General features: G+C 64.1%; 27 protein-coding genes and 2 tRNA genes. 18 read left to right on the forward strand and 11 right to left on the reverse strand.

Annotation, left to right across the window (positions count from 1 at the left end; genetic code table 11):
- Positions 1 to 10 precede the first annotated feature (10 nt).
- The 8 genes from B9N43_RS03495 to rlmB are packed head-to-tail and all read left to right on the forward strand — an operon-like array spanning position 11 to position 5,571.
- Complete coding sequence (locus B9N43_RS03495; RefSeq protein ID WP_145840951.1) at positions 11 to 379, forward strand: DUF4845 domain-containing protein; 369 nt, start codon at positions 11 to 13, stop codon at positions 377 to 379.
- Positions 376 to 1,047, forward strand: coding sequence for a ribonuclease III (gene rnc / locus B9N43_RS03500; RefSeq protein ID WP_145840952.1), 672 nt, complete (start codon positions 376 to 378; stop codon positions 1,045 to 1,047). Before B9N43_RS03495 ends, rnc begins: the two co-directional genes overlap by 4 nt.
- Entirely contained in the window at positions 1,044 to 1,925 is an 882-nt protein-coding gene (gene era / locus B9N43_RS03505; RefSeq protein WP_145840953.1) for a GTPase Era, read from the forward strand. The genes rnc and era overlap by 4 nt, the downstream gene beginning before the upstream one ends.
- Complete coding sequence (recO, locus tag B9N43_RS03510) at positions 1,922 to 2,656, forward strand: DNA repair protein RecO (protein ID WP_145840954.1); 735 nt, start codon at positions 1,922 to 1,924, stop codon at positions 2,654 to 2,656. The genes era and recO overlap by 4 nt, the downstream gene beginning before the upstream one ends.
- A gap of 36 nt (positions 2,657 to 2,692) precedes the next feature.
- Positions 2,693 to 3,424, forward strand: a complete 732-nt coding sequence (gene pdxJ / locus B9N43_RS03515) for a pyridoxine 5'-phosphate synthase (protein ID WP_145840955.1) — start codon at positions 2,693 to 2,695, stop codon at positions 3,422 to 3,424.
- Complete coding sequence (gene acpS / locus B9N43_RS03520; protein WP_145840956.1) at positions 3,421 to 3,798, forward strand: holo-ACP synthase; 378 nt, start codon at positions 3,421 to 3,423, stop codon at positions 3,796 to 3,798. The genes pdxJ and acpS overlap by 4 nt, the downstream gene beginning before the upstream one ends.
- The gene (nagZ, locus tag B9N43_RS03525; RefSeq protein WP_409994723.1) at positions 3,795 to 4,850 is read left to right on the forward strand and encodes a beta-N-acetylhexosaminidase; all 1,056 of its coding nucleotides are present in this window, start codon (positions 3,795 to 3,797) and stop codon (positions 4,848 to 4,850) included. The genes acpS and nagZ overlap by 4 nt, the downstream gene beginning before the upstream one ends.
- Positions 4,843 to 5,571, forward strand: a complete 729-nt coding sequence (rlmB, locus tag B9N43_RS03530) for a 23S rRNA (guanosine(2251)-2'-O)-methyltransferase RlmB (protein ID WP_145840957.1) — start codon at positions 4,843 to 4,845, stop codon at positions 5,569 to 5,571. The genes nagZ and rlmB overlap by 8 nt, the downstream gene beginning before the upstream one ends.
- A 19-nt stretch (positions 5,572 to 5,590) precedes the next feature.
- Here the strand turns inward: rlmB and B9N43_RS03535 are convergent, their stop codons facing one another.
- The 3 genes from B9N43_RS03535 to B9N43_RS03545 form a co-directional block, all read right to left on the reverse strand.
- A complete protein-coding gene (locus B9N43_RS03535) occupies positions 5,591 to 6,529 on the reverse strand; it encodes an MBL fold metallo-hydrolase (protein WP_145840958.1) in 939 nt (312 codons plus the stop codon).
- Between the two features lie 86 nt (positions 6,530 to 6,615).
- Positions 6,616 to 7,926 (reverse strand): surface lipoprotein assembly modifier, encoded by a 1,311-nt coding sequence (locus B9N43_RS03540; RefSeq protein ID WP_145840959.1) that lies wholly within the window; start codon positions 7,924 to 7,926, stop codon positions 6,616 to 6,618.
- 87 nt (positions 7,927 to 8,013) lie between these two features.
- The gene (locus tag B9N43_RS03545) at positions 8,014 to 9,126 is read right to left on the reverse strand and encodes a transferrin-binding protein-like solute binding protein (RefSeq protein ID WP_145840960.1); all 1,113 of its coding nucleotides are present in this window, start codon (positions 9,124 to 9,126) and stop codon (positions 8,014 to 8,016) included.
- A 110-nt stretch (positions 9,127 to 9,236) separates the two neighbouring features.
- Between B9N43_RS03545 and B9N43_RS03550 the strand changes: the two genes are divergently transcribed.
- Together B9N43_RS03550 and B9N43_RS03555 are read left to right on the forward strand one after the other, a co-directional pair.
- Positions 9,237 to 9,578 (forward strand): helix-turn-helix domain-containing protein, encoded by a 342-nt coding sequence (locus tag B9N43_RS03550; protein WP_145840961.1) that lies wholly within the window; start codon positions 9,237 to 9,239, stop codon positions 9,576 to 9,578.
- Positions 9,579 to 9,698: 120 nt separating this feature from the next.
- Complete coding sequence (locus tag B9N43_RS03555) at positions 9,699 to 10,361, forward strand: energy-coupling factor ABC transporter permease (RefSeq protein WP_145840962.1); 663 nt, start codon at positions 9,699 to 9,701, stop codon at positions 10,359 to 10,361.
- 60 nt (positions 10,362 to 10,421) lie between these two features.
- Here B9N43_RS03555 and B9N43_RS03560 read toward each other — a convergent pair whose 3' ends face one another.
- A complete protein-coding gene (locus B9N43_RS03560; RefSeq protein ID WP_145840963.1) occupies positions 10,422 to 12,053 on the reverse strand; it encodes an electron transfer flavoprotein-ubiquinone oxidoreductase in 1,632 nt (543 codons plus the stop codon).
- Positions 12,054 to 12,170: 117 nt separating this feature from the next.
- The gene (locus B9N43_RS03565; RefSeq protein ID WP_261379380.1) at positions 12,171 to 12,905 is read right to left on the reverse strand and encodes a pseudouridine synthase; all 735 of its coding nucleotides are present in this window, start codon (positions 12,903 to 12,905) and stop codon (positions 12,171 to 12,173) included.
- Positions 12,906 to 12,976: 71 nt separating this feature from the next.
- On the opposite strand from B9N43_RS03565, the gene B9N43_RS03570 reads away from it, so the two are divergent.
- Positions 12,977 to 13,351 (forward strand): PPOX class F420-dependent oxidoreductase, encoded by a 375-nt coding sequence (locus B9N43_RS03570; RefSeq protein ID WP_186453965.1) that lies wholly within the window; start codon positions 12,977 to 12,979, stop codon positions 13,349 to 13,351.
- A gap of 150 nt (positions 13,352 to 13,501) precedes the next feature.
- On the opposite strand, the gene B9N43_RS03575 is transcribed toward B9N43_RS03570, so the two are convergent.
- Positions 13,502 to 13,882: a YchJ family protein gene (locus tag B9N43_RS03575; protein WP_145840964.1), complete on the reverse strand. Its 381-nt coding sequence runs from the start codon at positions 13,880 to 13,882 to the stop codon at positions 13,502 to 13,504.
- 195 nt (positions 13,883 to 14,077) lie between these two features.
- Here B9N43_RS03575 and B9N43_RS03580 point away from each other — a divergent pair.
- Together B9N43_RS03580 and B9N43_RS17125 are read left to right on the forward strand one after the other, a co-directional pair.
- Positions 14,078 to 14,153: transfer RNA gene (locus tag B9N43_RS03580), tRNA-Asn, on the forward strand.
- A 151-nt stretch (positions 14,154 to 14,304) separates the two neighbouring features.
- Positions 14,305 to 14,469 carry a hypothetical protein gene (locus B9N43_RS17125; RefSeq protein ID WP_186453966.1) on the forward strand — a complete coding sequence of 55 codons (165 nt, stop codon included), beginning with the start codon at positions 14,305 to 14,307 and terminating at the stop codon, positions 14,467 to 14,469.
- Positions 14,470 to 14,556: 87 nt separating this feature from the next.
- Here B9N43_RS17125 and B9N43_RS03585 read toward each other — a convergent pair whose 3' ends face one another.
- The 4 genes from B9N43_RS03585 to B9N43_RS03600 form a co-directional block, all read right to left on the reverse strand.
- Entirely contained in the window at positions 14,557 to 15,459 is a 903-nt protein-coding gene (locus B9N43_RS03585) for a recombination-associated protein RdgC (RefSeq protein ID WP_145840965.1), read from the reverse strand.
- Positions 15,460 to 15,539: 80 nt separating this feature from the next.
- Positions 15,540 to 16,082 (reverse strand): peroxiredoxin, encoded by a 543-nt coding sequence (locus B9N43_RS03590; RefSeq protein WP_145840966.1) that lies wholly within the window; start codon positions 16,080 to 16,082, stop codon positions 15,540 to 15,542.
- A 93-nt stretch (positions 16,083 to 16,175) separates the two neighbouring features.
- Positions 16,176 to 16,940 carry an NRDE family protein gene (locus tag B9N43_RS03595; RefSeq protein WP_145840967.1) on the reverse strand — a complete coding sequence of 255 codons (765 nt, stop codon included), beginning with the start codon at positions 16,938 to 16,940 and terminating at the stop codon, positions 16,176 to 16,178.
- A gap of 2 nt (positions 16,941 to 16,942) precedes the next feature.
- Complete coding sequence (locus B9N43_RS03600; protein ID WP_261379381.1) at positions 16,943 to 17,953, reverse strand: YgfZ/GcvT domain-containing protein; 1,011 nt, start codon at positions 17,951 to 17,953, stop codon at positions 16,943 to 16,945.
- A gap of 110 nt (positions 17,954 to 18,063) precedes the next feature.
- Here B9N43_RS03600 and mltG point away from each other — a divergent pair, with 110 nt between their 5' ends.
- From mltG to B9N43_RS03625, 5 genes are read left to right on the forward strand one after another with little or no spacing between them, the layout of a single operon-like run.
- Entirely contained in the window at positions 18,064 to 19,062 is a 999-nt protein-coding gene (gene mltG / locus B9N43_RS03605) for an endolytic transglycosylase MltG (protein WP_145840968.1), read from the forward strand.
- Positions 19,059 to 19,673 carry a dTMP kinase gene (gene tmk, locus B9N43_RS03610; protein WP_145840969.1) on the forward strand — a complete coding sequence of 205 codons (615 nt, stop codon included), beginning with the start codon at positions 19,059 to 19,061 and terminating at the stop codon, positions 19,671 to 19,673. The genes mltG and tmk overlap by 4 nt, the downstream gene beginning before the upstream one ends.
- Entirely contained in the window at positions 19,666 to 20,721 is a 1,056-nt protein-coding gene (holB, locus tag B9N43_RS03615; RefSeq protein WP_145840970.1) for a DNA polymerase III subunit delta', read from the forward strand. The genes tmk and holB overlap by 8 nt, the downstream gene beginning before the upstream one ends.
- 15 nt (positions 20,722 to 20,736) lie before the next feature.
- Positions 20,737 to 21,513: a TatD family hydrolase gene (locus B9N43_RS03620; RefSeq protein WP_145843420.1), complete on the forward strand. Its 777-nt coding sequence runs from the start codon at positions 20,737 to 20,739 to the stop codon at positions 21,511 to 21,513.
- Positions 21,510 to 22,145: an ankyrin repeat domain-containing protein gene (locus tag B9N43_RS03625; protein WP_145840971.1), complete on the forward strand. Its 636-nt coding sequence runs from the start codon at positions 21,510 to 21,512 to the stop codon at positions 22,143 to 22,145. Before B9N43_RS03620 ends, B9N43_RS03625 begins: the two co-directional genes overlap by 4 nt.
- 272 nt (positions 22,146 to 22,417) lie before the next feature.
- Here the strand turns inward: B9N43_RS03625 and B9N43_RS03630 are convergent.
- Positions 22,418 to 22,494, reverse strand: a tRNA-Asp gene (locus B9N43_RS03630).
- Between the last annotated feature and the right edge of the window lie 18 nt (positions 22,495 to 22,512).

The raw sequence follows: 22,512 nt of genomic DNA on the forward strand, positions 1-22,512 counted from the left end.
GGGTGCAGTGATGCGAGGAAGCAAGTTTCAGCGGGGGCTGACTCTGGGCGGCATGCTGATGGGCTGCGTCGTGATCGGGCTGGTCGCGATGCTGGGCATGAAGGTGACGCCCGACGTGCTGGAATATTTCGCGATCCAGAAAACCATCAAGGCCATGGTCCAGGATCCGGCCCTGAAGGACGCGGGCGTTTCCGACGTGCGCAAATCCTTCGACAAACGGGCGCCGATCGATCGCATCGAAAGCATCAAGGGCGAGGACCTGGACATTTCCAAGGAGGGCGGCCAGATCGTGATCACCTTCGCCTACCCCAAGAAAATTTCCCTCTTCGGCAAGGTCAGCCTGCTGATCGATTTCGAGGGCACTTCCGCGGCCCAATGAAGCCGGAGGCGCTGCAACGGGCGCTGGGCTACGCGTTCGCCCGGCAAGAACTGCTGATCCAGGCGTTGACGCATCGCAGCTTCGGTTCGCCGCATAACGAGCGCCTGGAATTTCTCGGCGACAGCCTGCTCAATTGCGTGGTGGCCGCCTTGCTGTTCGAGGCGCATCCGCAGTTGCGCGAAGGCGAGCTGTCCCGCCTGCGCGCCAGCCTAGTGCGCCAGGAAACCCTGTTCGAAGTCGCCCAGGGCCTGCAACTGGGCGACTTCCTGCGCATGGGGGAGGGCGAGTTGAAGAGCGGCGGATTCCGTCGTCCTTCGATTCTGGCCGACGCCCTGGAGGCGATTTTCGGCGCCGTCTATCTGGATCGCGGCTTCGATGCCGTCGCCGGCGTGATCACCGGGCTCTACCGGCCGTTGCTGGAGCGGGTGGACCCGAGCGAGGCGGGCAAGGACCCCAAGACCGCGTTGCAGGAACTGCTGCAGGCGCGGCGCCTGCCCTTGCCCCGCTACGTGCTGTGCGCCACCCGCGGCGAGGCCCATGCGCAGGAATTCGAAGTGGAGTGCAGCATTCCCGAACTGGGCATCGCCAGCAGGGGCAGCGGCCCCAGCCGCCGCGCCGCCGAGCAGGCGGCGGCCCGCATCGCCCTGGAGACGACAAAGTCAAAATGAGTTTTCATACCGGTTACCTGGCCATCGTCGGCCGCCCCAACGTGGGCAAATCCACCCTCAACAATCGCCTGGTGGGGGCCAAGGTCAGCATCACCTCGAAGAAGGCCCAGACCACGCGCCATCGCATCCACGGCATCCTGACCACGGACGACTGCCAGTACATTTTCGTCGACACCCCCGGTTTCCAGATGCAGCACCGCAACGCCCTGAACCGCATGATGAACCGCAGCGTCACCCAGACCCTGGCCGCCGTCGACGTGGTGCTGTTCGTGGTCGAGGCGGGGCGCTGGGGCGGCGGCGAGGACGAGATCGTCAAGGTGCTGCCGCGGAACCGGCCGGTGCTGCTGGTGATCAACAAGGTCGATCGCCTGGAGGACAAGGGGCGCCTGCTGCCCTTCATCGAGAAAATGGCGCAGACCTATCCCTTCGCCGAAATCCTGCCGATCAGCGCGGAAAAAGGGCAGGGGGTGGCGGAGTTGCTGAAGGTGGCCGCCGGCCATCTGCCCGAGGCGCCGCCGGTCTTCGATGCGGACGACATCACCGACCGCTCCGAGCGCTTCCTCGCCGCCGAAATGCTGCGGGAAAAGCTCTTCCGCAACCTGGGCGAGGAACTGCCCTACGGCATCGCCGTGGAGATCGAGCAATTCGAGCAGGAAGGCGACCTGCGCCGCATCCACGCGGCGGTGATCGTGGACAAGGCGGCCCACAAGGGCATCGTCATCGGCAAGTCCGGCGAGCGCCTGAAACGCATCTCCACCGACGCCCGCAAGGAGATGGAGCAACTCTTCGGCGGCCGGGTCTGGCTGGAGACCTGGGTCAAGGTCAAGAGCGGCTGGGCCGACGACGAGCGGGCGCTGAAGTCGCTGGGCTACGAGTGAGCAGCGTCCGCCGAGCCGAATCGAGGACGCGGCATGACGATCAGGTGGCGTTCCTGCTCCATGCCTACCCCTACAGCGAGACCAGCCTGATCCTCGATGCATTCACGCGCGAGCACGGCCGCCTGGCCCTGCTGGCGCGCGGCGCGCGCCGTCCCCGCTCCGCGCTGCGCGGCGTGCTGATCGGCTTCCAGCGCCTGGAACTGGGCTGGTTCGGCGGCGGCGAAGTGAAGACCCTGGCCAAGGCCGAATGGCTGGGCGGCACGCCCCTGCTGCAAGGGCGCTGCCTGATGCTGGGCTATTATCTGAACGAACTGCTGCAAAAGCTGCTGCCGCGCGAGGATGCCCATCCCAGCCTGTTCGACGCCTATGCCGAAGCCCTGGCGGCGCTGGCCGGCGGCGCGGCGGACGCGCCCGAACTGCGCCGCTTCGAGAAATCGCTGCTGAAGGAAATCGGCTACGGCCTGAGCCTGGAGCGGGAAGCCGATGGCACGCCGATCCGGGGCGACGGCCGCTATCTCTACCTGGTGGAGCGCGGGGCCGTCGCCGCCGAGGGCGACGAGGGCGTGCCCACCCTGGCCGGCAAGACCCTGCTGGACCTGGCGGCCGACGATTACCGCGACCCGCGCACCCTGGCAGAGAGCAAACTGTTGATGCGCCAACTGCTGGCCCATCACCTCAACGGGCACGTGCTGCAATCGCGGCGGGTGTTCGTCGATTTGCAGGAACTGTAGAAGATTTTTTGATTTGAAGATTTGAAAGAGCTTTCCATGATCGATCTCGGCGTCAACATCGACCACGTGGCCACCCTGCGCCAGGCGCGCGGCACCGCCTATCCCGATCCGATCCGGGCCGCGCTGCTGGCGGAGCAGGCCGGCGCCGACCTGATCACCCTGCACCTGCGGGAGGATCGGCGCCACATCCAGGACCGCGACGTGGAGGCCCTGCGCCCCCTGCTGAAAACGCGGATGAACCTGGAAGCGGCGGTGACCGGGGAAATGCTGGCCTTCGCCCTGCGCATCAAGCCGCAGGACGTCTGCCTGGTGCCGGAGAAGCGCCAGGAACTGACCACTGAGGGCGGCCTCGACGTGATCGGCGGCTTCGATCGGGTCAAGGACGCGGTGGGCCGCCTGAGCGACGGCGGCATCCGCGTCTCGCTGTTCATCGACCCCGACCCGGCGCAGCTCGATGCCGCCAGGGCGGCCGGGGCGCCGGTGGTGGAAATCCATACCGGCGCCTACGCGGAAGCCGAGGGCGCCGCCCAGGCCGAACTGGAGCGTATCCGGCGCGCCGTGGCCCATGGCCTCGACCTGGGCCTGCGGGTCAATGCCGGGCATGGCCTGCATTTCGGCAACGTGGCGCCGATTGCCGCGATTCCCGGCATGGCCGAACTCAACATCGGCCACGCGCTGGTCGCCGACGCCCTGTTCATGGGCTGGGAGAACGCGATCCGCGAAATGAAGCGCGTGATGCGAGAAGCCGCGGGGAACCGGCAGCCGTGATCCACGGCATCGGCACCGACCTGGCCGAGATCGCCCGCTTCGGCGCGCTGTTCCAACGCCACGGCGAGCGGGCGCTGGCGAAACTGCTGGCGCCGGCGGAGCGCGACGCCTGCCGCGCCAGCCCCGATCCGGCGCGCTTCCTGGCCAAGCGCTTCGCCGCCAAGGAGGCGCTGGGCAAAGCCCTGGGCAGCGGCGTGCGCGCGCCCCTGCTGCTGCCGGCCGTCGCCGTCGGCCACGACGCCCTGGGCAAGCCGACGTTCGAATTCAATGCGGAACTGGCGGCCCTGTTCGCCCGGCGCGGCCTGACCGCCCACCTTTCCCTTTCCGACGAGGGCGGCTACGCCCTGGCTTTCGTGATCCTGGAACAAACATGACCTCCTTGCCCGCCATTCCCCTCGGCCCCCTGATGATCGACATCGCCGGCACCGCCCTGTCCGACCTGGACCGGGAGCGGCTGACCCACCCCCTGGTGGGCGGCGCGATCCTGTTCGCCCGCAATTACCAGGGTCCACAACAGCTGGCCGAGCTTTGCGCCGCGATTCACGCCCTGCGCACGCCGGCGTTGCCGATCACCATCGACCACGAAGGCGGCCGCGTGCAGCGCTGCCGGGAAGGCTTCACCCGCCTGCCGGCGATGGCCGAATTGGGGCGGCGCTGGGACGAGGATCGCGACGCCGCGCTGGAGTCGGCGCGGGCGCTGGGGTACGTGCTGGCGGCGGAACTGCGCGCCTGCGGCGTGGATTTTTCCTTCACTCCGGTGCTGGACCTGGACTGGGGCCGCAGCGGAGTGATCGGCGACCGTGCCTTCCATCGCGAGCCGGCGGCGGTCGCCGGCCTGGCGGGCGCCCTGATCGAGGGCCTCCAGGCCGCCGGCATGGGCGCCTGCGGCAAGCACTTCCCCGGTCACGGCTGGGTGGAGGCCGACTCCCACGTGGCGATTCCGGTCGACGAGCGGGAACCGGACGAGATCGAACGGGACATGCGGCCCTACGCCCAACTCAAGCTGGACGCGGTGATGCCGGCGCATGTGATCTATCCCAAGGTGGATGCCCGGCCCGCCGGCTTTTCGCCGGTCTGGATCGACCGGCTGCGGCGCGGCCTCGGCTTCGACGGCGTGATCTTCAGCGACGACCTGTCGATGGAGGGCGCATCCGTCGCCGGCGACATCGTGGCCCGCGCCGAAGCCGCCTGGGGAGCGGGCTGCGACGTGCTGCTGGTGTGCAACGCGCCCGCCGCGGTGGGCGAGCTGCTCGCGCGCTGGCAGCCGCAACCGGACCCGGTCCGCGCGGCGCGGCTGGGCCGGCTGCTGTCCGCTGCCCGCGCCCTGTCGCGGGAGGAACTGGCGCAACAGCCCCTGTACCAGGCCGGCCTGGCCGCCGCCCGGGAACTGGGCGCAAACAATGAAGAGGCAAACTGCCATGGCTGAAACCCGCCTGATCCACGGCTTTCACGCCGTCACCGCGAAGCTGCGCCACGATCCGGAAGGCGTCAAGGAAATCTACCTGGCCGAGGACCGCCACGATGGCCGCATGCGCGATCTGCTGAAACTGGCCGAGCACTGCGGCGTGCGCGTGCTGCCGGTGGCCGCCGCCCGCCTCGACGGCATGGCGCAGCGCCACCAGGGCGTGGTGGCGCGGATCAGCGCCGCCCAGCGCCACGTGGCCCTGGACGACGTGCTCGACACCCTGGCGGAGCCGGCCCTGCTGCTGGTGCTGGACGGCATCCAGGACCCGCACAACCTCGGCGCTTGCCTGCGGGTGGCCGACGGCGCCGGCGCGCACGCGGTGATCGCGCCCAAGGACCGCGCGGTGGGGCTGAACGCCACGGCGATCAAGGTCGCCAGCGGCGCGGCCGACACCGTGCCCTACATCACCGTCACCAACCTGGCGCGCACCCTGCGCGAACTCAAGGAGCGCGACATCTGGACCGTCGGCGCCGCCGGCGAGGCGGAACGCGATCTCTACGCGGTGGACCAGCGCCGCGCGCTGGCCTGGGTGCTGGGGGCGGAAGGCGACGGCCTGCGCCGCCTGACCCGGGAAACCTGCGACGAGCTGGCGCGGATTCCGATGCACGGCAGCGTCGAAAGCCTCAACGTCTCGGTGGCCAGCGGCATCTGCCTGTTCGAGGCGCGGCGCCAGCGCGGCTAGGGCCAGCCTCTCAGGAGGCTCAGCTACCCAGCCAGATGTCCAGGCCCTGGGCGTTGAGGTCGATGTCCATGGCGAGGAACTCCAGCATGGCGTCGCCCTGCATCGCCCAGCCCTGGTCGCGCGCCTCCCGCAGGAAAAGTTCTGCCAGCCCGGACTTGATACGCTCGTGGCGCTCGCCGCCGGCATCGCGCCAACGTTCGGCGACCGCCACGTGGGCGTCGATCAGGCGGTGCAGGTCCGCCGTCAGGCGGGGGACGTCCACCACCTGGGCATAGTGGGTCAGGTAGAGGGCGGCCGGCTGGTAGCCGGCGATCATGTCCACCGTGCGGTGCAGGGCGGCCGCGTCGAACTGGCTGGGGGAGGTGGTCGGGATCACGAACTGGCGGCCGCCGGCGTCGAAATGGCGGTAGGAAAGGCCGAAGGTGTCGCCGGTGAAGATGTGGCCGCTGCGGCCGTCGCGGATCACCAGGTGGTGCTTGGCATGGCCCGGCGCATCCAGGAACAGCAATTCCCGCCCGGCCAGGGACAGGGTGCTGCCGTGGGCGGCCTCGATGATGCGGCCCGCCGCCACCGGCAGCAGCTCGCCATAGAGCCGGTCCGCCTCTTCCTCGCCATAGACTTCCTGCACGGCGGCGAAAAGCTTGCCCGGATCGGCCATGTGGCGGCTGCCCCGTGGATGAACCACCAGCCGGGCCTCGGGCAGGGCGGCCATGACCCGGCCGGCGCCGCCGGCGTGATCCAGATGGATGTGGGTCAGGATCACGTAATCCACCTGCGACCGGCCGATGCCCATCTTGTCGAGTTGATCCAGCAGGCGCGGCACGCAGGCGTTGGTGGCGGTGTCGACGATGGCGACGCGGCCGCCTTCCTCGATCAGATGGATGGCGTCGAAACGCTCGCCGCCATAGCCGGAGTCGATGGCATGGATGCCGTGGTCGTAGGATGTCAGAGTTTTCATGGGGGGCCTGGCTACTATGTTTTGTCCGACACGGTGATGTATGAACCGTTCGCCCTGAGACCCTCAGACCTTGAGCGTTTCGAGGATCAAAACTCCCGTGTGAGTCCGATGCGGGTATAGGTGCGCCTGTAATCATACAAGGTCAGATTGGAGTCACGCTGGGCGTAGCCGACCATGAGGCGCGGTGAAAATGACCACCACTTCAATTTGCGATTGAGGATGTCGAACTCGATGCGGCGCTCCTTGTCCCGGCGCGTCTCTCCAAAAAATGGATCGGGCGCGTCGAAACGGGCGTTCAATATCTGCACTTTGGCACCGGTAATCCATCCGCCGGGCCATTCGCGCATGTAACGCGCCGTCATGCTGGGCTGAAGATAGGTGTACGCCGCTTCCTTTGCCTGGTACTGGTTGATGCCCAGACCGAAATCCCAGCGCTGGGTGGACATGGGAACGTAGGTGCCGATGGCGCCCATGTAACGCATGGTGCCGGTGAGATAGGGCAGGTCGGGGTAGTCCAGGGTTTTCAGTACGACTTCGCCGGACAGCGCCAGGTGTGGGGACAAACGCAGAAACCCCGTGCCCTGCACCGTCGCGCCGGTGTATTGCCGTTCTCCTTGACGCCAATTGGCGTGTCCCCCCACTTCGATCGACATGTGGTGTTGGCCCCATTCGAGGCGCTTGCCCACGGTTGCCTGGGTGTAACGGGAATCGACCGTACGTCCCGGATATTCATACATTTCCCCGTAAGCATGGACGAACCAGGTGGGGTCATACGTGATGGGCAGATGCACGTCGGCGGTCGCGGCAATGCCCCACACCTGCTCCGCGCGGCTGTTTTCATTCAGGGTGTAGGGGCGGCCGCCGATGTTGACCACCCGATTCTGTGTGGCCTGCTTGGGATTGGAGTCGGAAGAAAGCTCCAGGGTCAGTCGAACTGAGGGCTCCCGTTCCTGGATATCGAACAATTGACGATAGATGTTGCGCATGACGGGTGTCGGCAGGTCCATGGCCAGCACTTGTTCGTAGTGATATTTGGCCCCTTGACGGTCGCCGGACTTCTGAAGGACAAGCGCAAGTTCCAGGCGCGGCCGGATGAGGGAGGGATCGCGAGCCAGCATCAAGCGGAATTCCCTGGCGGCCAGGTCGAAACGTCCGGCTTGCGCGTGCAACATGCCAGAAATGAACAGCACTTCCTGGTGCGGCTCGGGGGCGGCCCGCAATCCATCGATCAAGGGTTGAAGGTCTGTGTAGTTCTGTTGAGCAAACAGACGCGAGGCTTCATTCACTCGTGGATCGGCATCGACTTTTGTGGCCTGGGCAGTACCGGCAAATACCGTGATCGCCAAAGCCAGACTGCGCAGACCATGGCGGATGATGGATAAAAATGTGAAAGTCATGGAAAGATATAAAAAAGCCCCACGGACTCGTCCGTGGGGCGCTTGTTACGAAGGAATGAAATGGGATGGGATGGTGGGGCCGAGGTGTTATTTCTTGCCGACGAAATACCCGCTATGCGTCCCTTTTCCGGCGGCTGACAGTCCGAATGCACCGCCGATTTCCTCGGCGGCCGGGCCGAAGAATCGTCCGGTCGCCGTACCGCTTCGGCCGCCGGCATCGGTGACCGTGCCGGAAAACACGTTGGAGCCGGCCGCGTAGGTCAGCGTACCGTTCATGTTCAGTTCGGGCGCCGCCGTGGCATTGCTGTTGACGATGGTCACCTTGTTGGTGGCCTGGTCATACGTGTTGTCGTAGCTGTTGTAGATTCGACTGTTCTGGGTGCTGAAGCTCAGCGAGCGCGCCGAGAAATCCACCGTGGCATTCATGCTGGCATGAGTATCCGGCGGTTCGGCGCCGTTGGCGAGAAAGTAGGTCCCACTGATATTGCCGGCGTAGCTTGCCGTGCCGGTCGAGGGAATGCTGGCGGGATCGGTTGCGCTGCCATAAACGAATGAACCGTTCACACCTTGGGCCGTGCTGCCGGTCGTTCGATCCTCGAACCAGGTCCCGAAAGTCATGTAGGCATACGACTCATGCGCCTCGCCGGGCGCGTAGCTGCCGTTGACGACAGTTTTCTCCATGGATGTTTGGAGCGATATGTCGTTCTCGACCGCGCCGCCCGATGCATTTGCCCAGGCTCCACCGGTGTGATTTTGAATTTTTGCGCCATTGACGCCGTCCGTTATCGTCATGCTGGCGGCGCCGCTTTCGCTGGCGTGGATGGCATTGATCGTGGCGGAGGTGACGTTACCGGCAGACTCCCCACGTCCGACCGAGCCCGTGGTGGTCAGGGTCATGTTTTGGTCGGTTTTGACCTCTCCGGCGTTGACGTTGCTCACCACGTCGCCAACGATCGTGGCGGTTACGGTAAAGCTGGTCGAAATACCCGCATTCGATGGCCCCGTGGGCGTGGTGGGGTTGGTGGGGGTCGTCGGATTGGTCGGATTGGTTGGTGTGGCCGGGTCAGGGTTGGCTGGCGTTACAGGTGTTTGTGGGCTCGGAGAGGCGGGGTTGGAACCGCTGCCGAAACAGCCGGAAAGTGCCAGACTGAGCGTGGTCATGACCAGAGAGGTGCGAAGGACGGAACGAACCGCGATCATTTGAAATATCCCCTTTTTGACGTATGTTGGAAAGGTAATATATTCGCATAGCGAATATTAATTCGCAATACGATTTTTCGTGATGCGAATGCTGCCTTACGCTCTGCACCATGAAAATCGGTGCAGTCATACGAAACCTTCGCTTGGAGCATGGGATGACCCAGGAAGAGCTGGCGTTTCGTTGCAACGCGACGGCAGGTACAGTTTCCCGAATCGAGACGGATCGCCATTACCCCGGCGAACAGTTGCTGGATATGCTGGCCGTTGCGCTTGGTATCCGGGTCTATGAGTTGATGGCGAGGGCCGAGGGGATTTGTTTACCGGCCAGGATTCAGCCGGACAATGAAGACGAGAAAGTCTTGTTGAATCACTTCCGGGGAATGAGAATGGACCGGCGCCGCTTGCTCCTGGAAGTGGCGGAGCATTTCGCTCAGAGTTCTACAACCCAGTAGGCGAGCATGAGGAGTGCGGAGGGGGTCGGGGTCGGTCCCGCTTCCTCACGCGCTTCGTTCTTGGCGTGGTCGATTTTCCAATAGACTGATCGCCCGCGACCTTCCTCCCAGGCATTTGCAATGAATTTCCCCGATGCCCTGTTCACCTTCCCATGGTCCGTCGCGGCCTGGGCGTTGCTCGGCGCGCTGATTCTGGCGAGCGCCTGGAGCGCGCCCTGGAGGCGTCTGGCCGAGGACGACCAGCTCAATGTCTGGGCGGGCGCCATCGTCGTGCTGATGCTGCTCTGGAGCATGAAGGCCGGCGTCAAGCCGGGGCTGAACCTGCATCTCCTGGGCGTCACCGCGCTGACGTTGATGTTCGGCTGGCAACTGGCCGTGCTCGGGCTGTGCGTGGTGCTGGCGGCGGTGACCGTCAACGGCGGCGCGGGCTGGCAGAGCTACGGCTTGAACGGCCTGGTGATGGTAGTGTTCCCGGTGCTGGTATCGCAGGCCTTGATGCGCCTGGTGACGCGTCGCCTGCCGGCCAATCTTTTCGTCTATGTGTTTTGCGCGGCCTTTCTCGGCGCGGCGCTGGTCACGGCCGCCACGGGTGTCCTGGCGGCACTGCTGCTCTGGACGGCGGATGTCTATGGCGCCGAGACGCTGCTGGGTGAGTTCCTGCCGTATTTCCTGCTGCTGGGGTTTGCCGAAGCCTGGCTCAACGGCGCCGCGATCACGCTGATGGTGGTCTATCGTCCCCATTTGGTGGGAAGCTTCGACGAACGGCGCTACCTGTCGAAGTAGCTGGCGGGACGGAGTGGGGCAGGGGTGGCCCGTTCCGAGCGAACGGGCCATCTGCCGGACTTACATGTTGGTGTAGATCGGGCCTTCGCCGCCCTGCGGCACCACCCAGTTGATGTTCTGGGTCGGGTCCTTGATGTCGCAGGTCTTGCAGTGCACGCAGTTCTGGGCGTTGATCTGCAGGCGCGGGTTGCTGCCGTCGTCGTTGCGCACGATCTCGTACACGCCGGCCGGGCAATAGCGCTGCTCGGGGGCGTCGTACTTGGCCAGATTCACCTGGACCGGCACGCTGGCGTCCTTCAGGGTCAGGTGGCAGGGTTCGTTTTCCTCATGGTTGGTGTTGGAGAGGAACACGGAAGACAGCCGGTCGAAGGTCAGCACGCCGTCGGGTTTGGGGTACTGGATCGGTTCGCACTCGGAGGCCAGCTTGAGCTTGGCGTGGTCGGCGCTGTTGCGCAGGGTCCAGGGCGCCTTGCCCTTGAACAGGATCTGGTCGACGCCCACCATCAGCGCGCCCAGGTAGGTGCCCTTGCTCATCCAGGGCTTGAAGTTGCGCGCCTTGTGGAGTTCCTGATAGAGCCAGGACTGGCGGAACTTCTCGGGATAGGTGGTCAGCTCGTCGAGCTGGCGCTCCGCGCCCAGGGCTTCGGCGATGGACTCGGCGACCATCATGCCGCTCTTGATCGCGGCGTGCGAGCCCTTGATGCGGGACGCGTTGAGGAAGCCGGCGTCGTCGCCGATCAGGGCGCCGCCCGGGAAGATCAGCTTGGGCAGCGACTGCAGGCCGCCGGCGGCGATGGCGCGGGCGCCGTAGGACAGGCGCTTGCCGCCTTCGAAGAAGCCGCGGATCTTGGGATGGGTCTTGTAGCGCTGGAACTCCTCGAACGGGGAGAGATAGGGGTTGCTGTAGCCCAGGCCGACGACGAAGCCCACCGCCACCAGGTTCTCGCCGAAGTGGTAGAGGAAGGAGCCGCCATAGGTGTCGGAGGACAGGGGCCAGCCGGCGGTGTGCATCACCAAGCCCTTGACGTGCTTCTCGGGCTTGATCTCCCACAACTCCTTGATGCCGATGCCGTAGGTCTGGGGATCGGCGCCGTTGCGCAGGTTGAACTTGGCTTCCAGCTGCTTGCCCAGGTGGCCACGGCAACCCTCGGCGAACAGGGTGTATTTGCCGAGCAGTTCCATGCCGGGCTGATAGGCGTCGGTGGGCTGGCCGTCCTTGCCGACACCCATGTCGCCGGTGGCCACGCCGCGGACCGCGCCGTTCTCGTCGAACAGCACTTCCGCGCCGGCGAAGCCGGGATAGATTTCCACGCCCAGCGCTTCGGCCTGCTGGCCCAGCCAGCGGGTCACCTGGCCGAGGCTGATCACGTAGTTGCCGTGGTTGATGAAGCAGTCGGGCAGCAGCGCGTTGGGCACCTGGAAGCCGCCGGTTTCGGTGAGGAACACGAAACGGTCTTCGGTGACCTCGGTGTCCAGGGGAGCGCCCTGTTCCTTCCAGTCGGGGATCAACTCGGTCAGCGCCTGAGGATCCATGACCGCGCCGGAAAGGATATGGGCGCCGATTTCCGAGCCTTTCTCGATCAGGCAGACGTTGATCTCGGCGTTGAGCTGCTTCAGGCGAATCGCCGCTGCCAGCCCGGCCGGGCCGCCGCCGACGATCACCACGTCAAATTCCATCGATTCGCGTTCCATGGGGTCCTCGCTAGATAAGTGCCAATACAGAACTCATAATTATACGTTGATAGGCTCGAACATCCGTTCGCAATCGCACTGCCAAACAGGGCCGACCACGCACCTGTTTCTTCTCCTTCAAGGAAGCCAGGCCGGCGGCAGCGCATCGCGCCAGCCGAGGGCCTCGACCAGCCGGGCGAAGTCACCGTCGAGGGGCGCGGTGATGGCGAGGGGCCGGCCGCTGGCGGGATGGCGGAATTCCAGTTCGACACACGCCAGCAGCAGCCGGCGGCTGTCGAAGCGCTCGGCGAACATGCGGTTGTGGCGGCCCTTGCCATGTGTGGCGTCGCCGATGATGGGGTGGGCGATGTGCTTCATGTGGCGCCGCAACTGGTGGCGCCGGCCGGTGACCGGCTCCAGTTGCATCAGGGCGTAGCGGCTGGTGGGATAGCGGTCCACCGCGATCGGCAGTTCCACGCTGGCCAGGCGCCGGTAGCGGGTCAAGGCCGCCTGGGGCGGGGCCGGCGTGTCCGGCGCCCGTTCGTATGCATCGGGCTGGCGGCTCAGGGGATGGTCGATTTCTCCCGCCACAGCGGGATGGCCCCGCACCACGGCGAGATAGGTCTTGCGCACGCCGCTCCAGTCCAGGACTATGCCGCGCACGGTGGCGAAGAGCAGGATGCCGGACGTGCCGCGGTCCAGCCGGTGCAGGGGATGGACCGGAATGCCGAGCTGGTCGCGCAGCATCTGCACGGCGAAGCGGGTCTCATGGCGGGCCAGGTCGGAGCGGTGCACGAGGAGTCCGGCGGGCTTGTGGACGGCGACCAGGGTCTCGTCCCGGTACAGGATGGGCAGGATTTCCGTGGAACTCATGGGTTTGCGGACAATGGCGGGCGCGATATTCTCGTACTATCCGAAGCCTCGCACCCTATCAGGAGATCGCCGTGAATCACAATCTGGACTCCGCCCGCTATCTGAATCTGGCCACCTCCCGCCGCAATGGCGAGAGCGTCGCCACGCCGGTCTGGTTCGCCGCCGAAGCCGGAGGGCTGTATGTCTTTTCGGCGGGACAGGCGGGCAAGGTGAAGCGGATCCGCCATTCGCCGCAGGTCCGTGTGGCGCCCTGCGACGTACGGGGCCGCCTGCTCGGACACTGGCAGGACGCGCGGGCCCATCTGGTTGATGATGCGGAGGAATGCGCCCGGGGCTACGCCGCCCTGCGCCGCAAGTACGGCTGGCAGATGGCGCTGCTGGATTTCTTTTCGCGCCTGGGCGGCCGCATCGGGCAGCGGCAGTTGATCCGCATCGAACTCTCTTAGCGTGAAAAATGAGCTTTCCCGCCGGGCCGTCCCAAGGGAAAGCGGCACGCGGCGCCAGCCGCAACCTATCGGTGCTGCTACAGCGTTCCCCGTGATATCGAGCGCAGCGAGCCCTATCGCCCCCCCCCCGGAGGGGGCGAGCCTTTCCAGTCAGGCCGGGAACTCCCCATCCACGTAATACCAGCAGCCATCCTCGCGGCGGAAGCGGCTCGATTCGTGAAGGCGGTGGGCGCGGCCGCCCACCTTGTAGCGGGCGACGAATTCCACCACGGCATTGTCCGTCCCCAGGGTTTCATGGCGCTTCACGCTCAGTCCTAGCCATTTCGGCGCCGGCGCCAGATCGAGACTGACCGGCCGGGTGGTCGGATGCCAGGTGCCGAGCAGATAGGATTCGAGCGCCAGCACATAGGCACTGTAGCGGCTGCGCATCAGGGCTTCCGCGGTGGCGGCCGGTTTTCCGGCGTGGCAGGGGCCGCAGCAGTCGGCGTAGGGTTTGCCGCTGCCGCAGGGACAAGAAATTGGTGTGGACATGGCGCGGTGACACGGGGGAGGGCGTGGGGCGCGATCATATAACGCCGTCCGGGCCGGAAGTCGTTCCCGCAGTTCTCCAGTCCGATGACTCGTAATCGAGGCAACGTCGGACCGAGCGCCAGCGCACTGAAATGAATTTCACCCTTTGTCCTTGCGCCAGAAAAAAGTTCTGCCTATAATGCGCGCCTCTGCTGTTCCCCGATAGCTCAGTCGGTAGAGCGCCGGACTGTTAATCCGTAGGTCCCTGGTTCGAGCCCAGGTCGGGGAGCCAAAAATAAGAGGGGCGATTCCAGACGGGTCGCCCCTTTCTATTTGTCAAAAAGACAGGCAAGATTGCCGAGATACTTGGAAGAGCGGCCTTTCGATCCATGTCCGATACTGCATACTGTTACCACTGTCAGCGCCATCACCCGAAAGAGGAGATGCGCCAGATTGAAACCAAGACTGGCAAGCGCTGGCGCTGCATCAAGAGTATTGAAGCCACCAAGGGCGGGCGCCTCGCCCGCGAGGCTTTTGGTCGTCAGACCACCGATGCGAACAAGGCCGAAGCCAAGAGCAAGGCTCGCCTGGTCAACGCCGAGCGCTGATCCGCGCCTTCCCTGCAGCACGTAGCGCACCGTCCGCTCCACCGATGGGCGCGGCGCGGTGTCGCGGTGGTGTCATGGCGGGCGCCGTCAGTCCTCTTCGATTTCCCCGCCCAGGGCCTGGACTAGATCCGTCAACAGGTGAGTGAGTTCTCCCGTCATCAGGGTGAACTCGATATCGAACAGTTCGTCGTTGTCCTGGGCCTGTTTTTCGGCATCTTCCTTGAGGATGTCGAGGAAGGCCAGTCGCTTGATCTCCAGCTTGTCCGTCAGGATGAAGGAGATGCGGTCGTTCCAGGTCAGCGCCAGGCGGGTGGGCTGCTTGCCCTGTTCCAGGTGGGCGCGGATCTCGTCCCCATCCAGCGCATGGCGCACATAGCGGACAGTGGCCTGCTCGTTGCCGTGCGCGCGCAGTTCGCAATCCCGGTCCACGGTGAAGCCGGCGGGCGCCTCTCCCGAGGCAAGCCAGTCGGCCATTGCCGCCGCCGGCGACAATTGAGTGCGCAGGCGGGAAATGGGCGCTTCGTCGAGGGATTTGCCCAATACATCGAGGATCTCGTCGGCACGAGCGATGCTGGCGGCGTCCATGCATAGCCAGCCGTTGACGGGATCGAGCCACACCGACGTGGAACGGTAGCGGCTGAAGGCGCGGGGCAGCAGTTCCATGGTCACCTGGTCGCGGATTTCCTGCATCTGCTTGCGGCCCGGGCGATAGCCCTGTTCTTCCTCGAAGTGACGGGCGCGTTCCTGCGCTTCCTGCTTGACCACCGCGCCTGGCAGCAATTTCTGTTCGCTGCCGAGGGTGATCAGCCATTGGCGATTCAGGCTGTGCACCAACTGATCGTTGCCGCGCGGCGAAATCCAGCCTCGGCTTTGGGCATCCTGGCTGCCGCAGGCCTGGAATAGCTGGCGGGAAAGCTGTTGCTCGAACTCGGCGAGAGGCAGCGTCCAATTGCCGGGAATGCGAAAGACTTGCAGATTACGGAACCACATCGTCGGGAAGCCCTGGCGAAAAAGGAAGCGATTCTATCGCCTCGGGGTGGATGTCCGTCTTCAGATATCCGCCTCTCGCCTCATTGCGCCGCGGCCGTCAGGGTTTGCAGATCGCGGATGATCTCCGCCGAGTGGCGGGAAACCTTGACCGACAAATAGCGGCGGGCAATATTGCCCTGCGGATCGATCAGAAAGGTGTATCGCTTGGCGAACTTCATCAGCCACAGATCGTAGAGCGCGCCGTAACGGCCTGCCACCGCGCCGTCCTTGTCGGCCAGCAGTGGGAAGGGCAGGTGGTATTTCTCGGCGAAGGCCTTATGGGACGCGCTGTCGTCCACGCTGATGCCCACCACCTGCGCGCCGAGGGCGGCGAGCTTGTGCAGGTCGTCGCGAAAAGCGCAAGCCTCGGTGGTGCAGCCGGGCGTGTCGTCCTTGGGATAGAAGTACAGCACCACCCATGTGCCGCGCCATTCTTCCAGCGCGCGGGTCTTTCCCGCCTGGTCCGGCAGGGCAAAGGCGGGAGCCGGCGTATCGACGGCGGGCGGTTCCCCGGCCCAGGCGGAGGGCGCCGACAATCCTAGAAATGTGCAGATCAGGCGGACCGGCCGCTTCCAGAGATTCATGACGGATTCCTTGTGCTGAGATTCATTGGAGACTGCGCTTTCCCGTCGCGAGATTCAAGCGTATTGCCGACAGGGACTTTGGGATGAGGATATTCAGGTTGGTCCCGGCAATTCGAATTGGCGACGCTCTCCCGGCTCGCCCGAAGGCAGCCAGCCCTGTTCCATGAACAGGCGCCGCCCGCGGGCATCTTCGATCAGCACGGTGGAACTGCGGGTACCGTAATCCGGATTGCGGATGAAGGCGGCCGACAGCAGCCGTTCGAATTCGGGATCAACCCCGGTGCGGGGCAACCGATCGTTGGGGTAGGTGGTGTCGTCCCACAGCAGATGAAACAGCGCCTGCCAGTCGGGCAAGGCATGGAGAGCCCGCGCCAGGGCGGATTTGGACTGTTCGACCTTGGGCCAGGGGGTGTCCAGCAAGGCGTTGGAAAGTCCGTAGATGCCCGGCGTCAGCAGGCGCCGGTGCCCATCGACGTTGTTCAGCCAACCCAGTGTCGCGCCGTCGCACACCAGAAGGTTGAATCCGCTGTAGCGGAAGGCATCGGGTTCGACGGCGGCCAGGTACGCAGATGCGGAGTCGGTACCGGTAAGGAATCCAGAGACCAGGCCGCCGCGGGAAGGCCCCGCGGGTTTCAGATGGTCTGGGCTGCGAAAGTTGGTCAGGGCGGAGAAACGCCCGCTGCGGCTGACGCCCAGCCAGGTTCCGCCGCCCTGCAGATCACGTCCGGCCAGAATGTCCGGGTGTTCCGGCCAATAACCCGCCGGCGCGGTGGGACGCACGTGATACTCGTCCCGATTGGCGGCCACCACCAAGGGGTAGTCGGGGTGGACGCGCCAGGCGACGAGGATCAGGCACATGCTCAATCCATTGCGTAGGGCAGCGGCAGCAGTACGGCGCGGGGTCCCTCCGGGCTGCCCAGGCGAATGTCGCCGGCCTCGGCGCAACTGATCTGGATCACCGCCAGCAACTCATGGCCGCCGGTCGGTGCCGGGGCCAGGCTGACCACCATACCGCACGCCTGGTCGCCGGTTTCCGCCGCAAAGACGCCGGTCCCGGGCGGCAACGCCTCGCCATCGATGCGGGCGTGGAACATGCGGCGCTTGACCTTGCCCAGGTAATGGGTGCGGGCAACGATTTCCTGCCCTGGATAGCAGCCCTTCTTGAAACTGATGCCTCCCACTGCGTCGAAGTTGGCCATCTGAGGTACGAAAGCCTCCTGGGTGGAGAGGCAGATGCGGGGAACGCCGGCCGCGATTTCCAGCCAACGCCAAGCAGCGGGCCCCACCGGGCGGGCACGTTGCGCCAGTGCCTGCCAGGCCGTTTCGGCTTCGGCCGCCGGCAAGGCAAGCAGGAAGCGCTGAGCGTCCAGCGCCAGCAGGCTGCCGCCGCGAACGTCGACGCGGCCCATGGTGGGCGGGGGCGTCACCCCCAGTTCAGCCAACAGGGCCGTCGCATCCGGACCGGAAAGGCCGATCAGCGGCCGTTCCGCACTGACGTCGCGGAGCGTGACCTTGCTGCGCAGGATGTACATGGAGAGTTTTTTCAGCATCCCGGGCAGCAGGTCGGCGCCGCTTTGCAGCAGATAGTCTTCGCCTTCCCGCCAGCACAGGAAATCGGTCAGCATCCTTCCCTTGGGCGTACAGAGGGCCGCTCGCCGCAGCCCCTCGGGGGGCAGGTTCTCGATGTCGTTGGTCAGCAGGCGATGCAGGAAATCGGCGGCTTCCGGGCCGCTTGCCCGCAACAGCCCCAGGTCCGGCAACAGGGCGACCACCGTGCCTTCGGCGGCGGCCTTGGCTTCGGCCTGGGCATCGCCCAGGTTGTCGGCGCCGTCACGGAGCCGATGGAGTAGGGAATTCCAGTCTTGTGTCATGGTTTTTTCAGGAAAATCAGGGGTTGGGTTCGGCTATTATAGGCACCGGTATTTCTTCCCACGCCCACCGATCCCTCTCGCCGGTTCCCGCTTTCCTTTCGCCATTTCCCATGCTCAAGCGTCTGTTCCTGCTGCTGGTGACGACCGGCTTGGCTACCGTCATCGCCATCGGCTGGTTTGCGATCCGCCCGTTGGAACTCAAGTCGACGCCGCTGGAATTCACCATTCCCCCCGGCACGGGATTGGCGGCCTCATCTCGACTGATGGCGGAGGCCGGCGCCGGTTTCATGCCCTGGCAGTTTTCCCTGCTGGGGCGTTTGCTGGGCAAGGCGGCGGACATCAAGGCCGGTAGTTATGAGGTGGAGCAGGGCGTCACGCCCTGGCAACTACTGGCCAAGCTGACGCGGGGCGACGTATCCCAGGTGGAAGTGGTGCTGCTGGAGGGCAAGACTTTTCGTCAGTGGCGGGCGGTGCTGGATGCCCATCCGGACCTTCGCCACGATACCAAGGGACTGAGCGAAGCCGAGATACTGTCCCGGCTGGGGGCCAGGGAAGCACATCCGGAAGGGCTGTTCTTTCCGGACACCTACCTGGCATCCAAGCAATCCAGCGATCTGGACGTGTTGCGGCGCGCCTTCCGGGCCATGCAGCAGCGCCTGGAGGACGAATGGGCGCGCCGCCCGGCGGGAACGCCCTACCGCACACCCTATGAAGCGCTGATCATGGCCTCGATTGTCGAGAAGGAGACCGGGCAGGCGGCCGATCGCCCGCGGGTTGCCGGGGTTTTCGTCAATCGATTGCGGGCAGGCATGTTGCTGCAAACCGACCCGACGGTGATCTATGGGTTGGGGGAAGTCTTTGACGGCGATTTGCGCAAGCGGGACTTGCAAACGGATACCCCTTACAACACCTACACCCGGCCCGGCCTGCCGCCGACCCCGATCGCCATGCCTGGCCTCGCATCGCTGCGGGCCGCATTGAGTCCGGCCGGCGGCGACCATTTTTATTTCGTGGCGCGGGGCGACGGTTCGAGCGAGTTTTCCCGCACCCTGGACGAGCATAACCGGGCCGTGGTGCGCTACCAGAAACGCAAGAGAGGCGCCGGATGAGCGCAAGAGGCAAGTTCATCACCCTGGAGGGCATCGACGGGGCTGGCAAGAGTACCCACCATGCCTGGCTGGTCGAGCATCTGCGGGCGCGCGGACATACCGTGGTTTCCACGCGCGAACCCGGCGGCACGCCGCTGGGTGAAAAGCTGCGCGGGCTGTTGCTGACGGAACCCATGCACCTGGAAACCGAAGCCCTGCTGATGTTCGCCGCCCGTCGCGAGCATATCGCCGAAGTGATCGCGCCGGCCCTGGCGCGTGGAGATTGGGTGGTTTCAGACCGCTTCACCGATGCCAGTTTCGCCTACCAAGGCGGCGGACGGGGACTGGCCTGGGAGAAACTCGCCCAGTTGGAACAATGGGTGCAAAGCGATCTGCAACCGGATCTGACCTTGCTGTTCGATCTGGACGCCGGCGTCGCTCGGCAGCGTCTCCAGGGAACCGGCAATGCGCTGGACCGCTTCGAGCGGGAGCAACAGGCATTTTTCGAGCGGGTGAGGGCGGCTTACCATCGGCGCGCTGCCGAATGCGCCGGACGCTTTTGCCTGATCGACGCCAGCCAGTCCATCCAAAATATTCAAGAAATACTTGAGGTAAGAATCTCAAGTGTCTAATTTAATTAAAAGTAATATTCTTCCGTGGCATGTAACGCAATGGGACTCCCTACTTGCCAACTCTGCCAATCTGCCCCATGCCCTGCTGTTGGCGGGTCCCGGCGGCATCGGTAAAAGCGGCTTTGCCCAAGCGCTGGCGGCCCGTCTTCTATGCGAATCTCCCGAGGACAACCGCGCCTGCGGCCGATGCGAAGCCTGCCACTGGCTTGCGACAGGAAATCATCCCGACTTTCGCAAAGTGACACTGGAAGTCGATGAGCCCGAAGGCGAGGAGGGTGCAACCGGCAAAACCTCCGCGAAAAAAACGGCACCTGCCACCCAGATCAAGGTCGACCAGATTCGAGCCCTGGAAGATTTCATATTCATCGGCAGCCACCGCAACGGCAACCGGGTAGTGATTGTCGATCCAGCTGATGCGATGAATACGGCAGCGGCCAATTCAATTCTCAAGATACTTGAAGAACCTCCGGCATCTGTTTATTTCATAATGGTTTCATCCAAGTGGAGAAACCTTCTGCCAACCTTGCGCAGCCGCTGTCGCAAGGTGCTTTTCGGTACTCCTGCAGCTGCCGAGGCGGCCGCCTGGCTGAAGCAGGCCGGGGTTGCCGATGCCGAATCGGAACTCGCGTTGGCAGGCGGCGCCCCCCTGAAAGCCAAGCTGCGCAGCGAGCGGGGCGCCAAGGACAGCACCACGCAGATTCTGGCACCCATGGACAAACTGCCATTGGACCCTTTGGCCCTCGCCGCTCATTGGGATGCGCAATTGCGGGCCAATTCCGATCTGACGCTCGAGATTCTGGTGGATACGGTGCAGAAATGGCTCTACGACCTGATCCGGGTCAATGCCGCCGCATCGCCGCGCTACCTTTCCAGCAAGGCCAGCCAGGTCGCTCGGATCGCTGGTAATGCCGACCCGATCCGGCTCCAGCGTTGCCATGCCAGTCTGCTGAAAATTCGTGCGACGGCGCGACACCCTCTGAACACCATGCTGTTTCTGGAGGATCTGGCGGCCCGTTGCGCAGTCGCCGTGACGCCGAACAGAAACTGACTTTCGATTCCCATGCTGCTTGTCGACTCCCACTGCCACCTGAATTTCCCCGATTTCGCCAGCGAAATCCCTCAATTGCTGGACAACATGCGTACCCTGGGAGTGGGCTGGGGGCTATGCGCCGGCGTGACGCTGGAGGACTTTCCTGCGCTGCTGGCGCTCGTTGAGGCTCATCCCAATATTTACGGGGCTGTCGGCGTGCATCCCGATCATCAGGAAGGGCGCGACCCCACCGAAGATGAGCTGGTGCAATTGGCGGCCCACCCGAAGGTGGTCGCCATTGGCGAGACCGGCCTGGATTACTACCGGCTGGAAGGCGATCTGGAATGGCAGCGGCAACGCTTTCGCCGCCATATCCGGGCGGCGCTACGGGCAGGCAAGCCCCTGATCATCCATACGCGCTCCGCCGCTGCGGATACGCTGGCGATTCTGCGGGAGGAGGGAGCCGAGGCGGCGGGGGGCGTGTTCCATTGCTTCACCGAGTCCATGGACGTGGCCCGCCAAGCGCTCGATCTGGGCTTCCACATCTCCTTTTCCGGGATCGTCACCTTCAAGAACGCCATCGACCTGAAAGCTGTGGCCCGGCAAGTCCCGCTGGATCGATTGCTGGTGGAAACCGACTGCCCTTATCTGGCGCCTGTCCCTCATCGGGGCAAACGCAACGAACCGGCTTATGTACGTTATGTGGCCGAGGAGATCGCCAGGCTGCGGGATGTGGAACTGGACGTCATCACTGCGGCCACCACTCGAAATTTCTTCGAACTGTTCAGGATTCCCGGAGCACCTGAATGAAATACTGGCTGGCGCTGTTCTTGTCGATATTGGGCGTACACCTGGCTCAAGCCGGTGTCTACGACGACATTATTTTTGCTGCCCAGCAGGGGCATACCGAGGACGTGGCGGCCCTTCTGCAGCGGGGCATGGACGTCGATACCGCTGATCGCGATGGGACCAGTCTGCTGATGTTCGCAGCCCGGGATGGCCATACCCGGACATTGGAAACAATCTTAAGATATCGCCCTAATTTATTGAAAGTAAATAAATATGGTGACAATGCAATGGCCTTGGCGGCGCTCAACGGGCACCTGGCTACGGTACGACAGCTAGCCGAGGCCGGCGCACCGATAGAAGCATTGCTGGCAAATAGCTGGGGGCCCTTGGCCTATGCAGCATTCAATGGCCACGAAACCGTGGTGAATTTTCTGTTGGATCGCGGGGCGCAAGTGAACAGAGCATCCCCCAACCAACAGACTCCGCTCATGCTTGCAGCACGAAATGGACATTTAGCGGTGGTCAAATTGCTGCTCACTCACGGGGCAAACACCGCGCTCCAAGACGACCAGGGCCAAACCGCACTAGATATTGCGCTTAAAGCCAACAACACGGATATTGCAGAAGTGATCAGGCGGCTTGATCGTCCATAGGAGGAAAAGCAATGGGTAGATTCTCGGCGTCACCTTTGTGCTTAATAATGTGCATTATGTAAAATATAAGATTGTACTTGATAAGTTTGCGCTGCTCGTGGCGTAGGTTTTCGGCGATGATCCCCTCGCCGCCACTTTGACACGCCAACGAAAATCAGACGTCGTTCGACAAATAAAGCCGTGACATTCAGACCAAAATCAGTTTGTTTGGTCTTTAAGAAACAGAAAAGCCCCGGTTTATTTCAAAAACCGGGGCTTTTACGTCTGATATTTGGCGGAGCGGACGGGACTCGAACCCGCGACCCCCGGCGTGACAGGCCGGTATTCTAACCAACTGAACTACCGCTCCACTGCGGAAGAGGTGCGA

This window comes from Denitratisoma sp. DHT3 (assembly GCF_007833355.1).
Classification (GTDB): domain Bacteria; phylum Pseudomonadota; class Gammaproteobacteria; order Burkholderiales; family Rhodocyclaceae; genus Denitratisoma.

What these genes read in the sequence shown, in the direction of transcription:
- B9N43_RS03495 (WP_145840951.1), top strand. Translation starts at nt 11, where the DNA reads ATGCGAGGAAGCAAGTTTCAGCGGGGGCTGACTCTGGGCGGCATGCTG.
- rnc (WP_145840952.1), top strand. Translation starts at nt 376, where the DNA reads ATGAAGCCGGAGGCGCTGCAACGGGCGCTGGGCTACGCGTTCGCCCGG.
- era (WP_145840953.1), top strand. Translation starts at nt 1,044, where the DNA reads ATGAGTTTTCATACCGGTTACCTGGCCATCGTCGGCCGCCCCAACGTG.
- pdxJ (WP_145840955.1), top strand. Translation starts at nt 2,693, where the DNA reads ATGATCGATCTCGGCGTCAACATCGACCACGTGGCCACCCTGCGCCAG.
- nagZ (WP_409994723.1), top strand. Translation starts at nt 3,795, where the DNA reads ATGACCTCCTTGCCCGCCATTCCCCTCGGCCCCCTGATGATCGACATC.
- rlmB (WP_145840957.1), top strand. Translation starts at nt 4,843, where the DNA reads ATGGCTGAAACCCGCCTGATCCACGGCTTTCACGCCGTCACCGCGAAG.
- B9N43_RS03535 (WP_145840958.1), bottom strand. Translation starts at nt 6,529, where the DNA reads ATGAAAACTCTGACATCCTACGACCACGGCATCCATGCCATCGACTCC.
- B9N43_RS03540 (WP_145840959.1), bottom strand. Translation starts at nt 7,926, where the DNA reads ATGACTTTCACATTTTTATCCATCATCCGCCATGGTCTGCGCAGTCTG.
- B9N43_RS03545 (WP_145840960.1), bottom strand. Translation starts at nt 9,126, where the DNA reads ATGATCGCGGTTCGTTCCGTCCTTCGCACCTCTCTGGTCATGACCACG.
- B9N43_RS03550 (WP_145840961.1), top strand. Translation starts at nt 9,237, where the DNA reads ATGAAAATCGGTGCAGTCATACGAAACCTTCGCTTGGAGCATGGGATG.
- B9N43_RS03555 (WP_145840962.1), top strand. Translation starts at nt 9,699, where the DNA reads ATGAATTTCCCCGATGCCCTGTTCACCTTCCCATGGTCCGTCGCGGCC.
- B9N43_RS03560 (WP_145840963.1), bottom strand. Translation starts at nt 12,053, where the DNA reads ATGGAACGCGAATCGATGGAATTTGACGTGGTGATCGTCGGCGGCGGC.
- B9N43_RS03565 (WP_261379380.1), bottom strand. Translation starts at nt 12,905, where the DNA reads ATGAGTTCCACGGAAATCCTGCCCATCCTGTACCGGGACGAGACCCTG.
- B9N43_RS03575 (WP_145840964.1), bottom strand. Translation starts at nt 13,882, where the DNA reads ATGTCCACACCAATTTCTTGTCCCTGCGGCAGCGGCAAACCCTACGCC.
- B9N43_RS17125 (WP_186453966.1), top strand. Translation starts at nt 14,305, where the DNA reads ATGCGCCAGATTGAAACCAAGACTGGCAAGCGCTGGCGCTGCATCAAG.
- B9N43_RS03585 (WP_145840965.1), bottom strand. Translation starts at nt 15,459, where the DNA reads ATGTGGTTCCGTAATCTGCAAGTCTTTCGCATTCCCGGCAATTGGACG.
- B9N43_RS03590 (WP_145840966.1), bottom strand. Translation starts at nt 16,082, where the DNA reads ATGAATCTCTGGAAGCGGCCGGTCCGCCTGATCTGCACATTTCTAGGA.
- B9N43_RS03595 (WP_145840967.1), bottom strand. Translation starts at nt 16,940, where the DNA reads ATGTGCCTGATCCTCGTCGCCTGGCGCGTCCACCCCGACTACCCCTTG.
- B9N43_RS03600 (WP_261379381.1), bottom strand. Translation starts at nt 17,953, where the DNA reads ATGACACAAGACTGGAATTCCCTACTCCATCGGCTCCGTGACGGCGCC.
- mltG (WP_145840968.1), top strand. Translation starts at nt 18,064, where the DNA reads ATGCTCAAGCGTCTGTTCCTGCTGCTGGTGACGACCGGCTTGGCTACC.
- tmk (WP_145840969.1), top strand. Translation starts at nt 19,059, where the DNA reads ATGAGCGCAAGAGGCAAGTTCATCACCCTGGAGGGCATCGACGGGGCT.
- B9N43_RS03625 (WP_145840971.1), top strand. Translation starts at nt 21,510, where the DNA reads ATGAAATACTGGCTGGCGCTGTTCTTGTCGATATTGGGCGTACACCTG.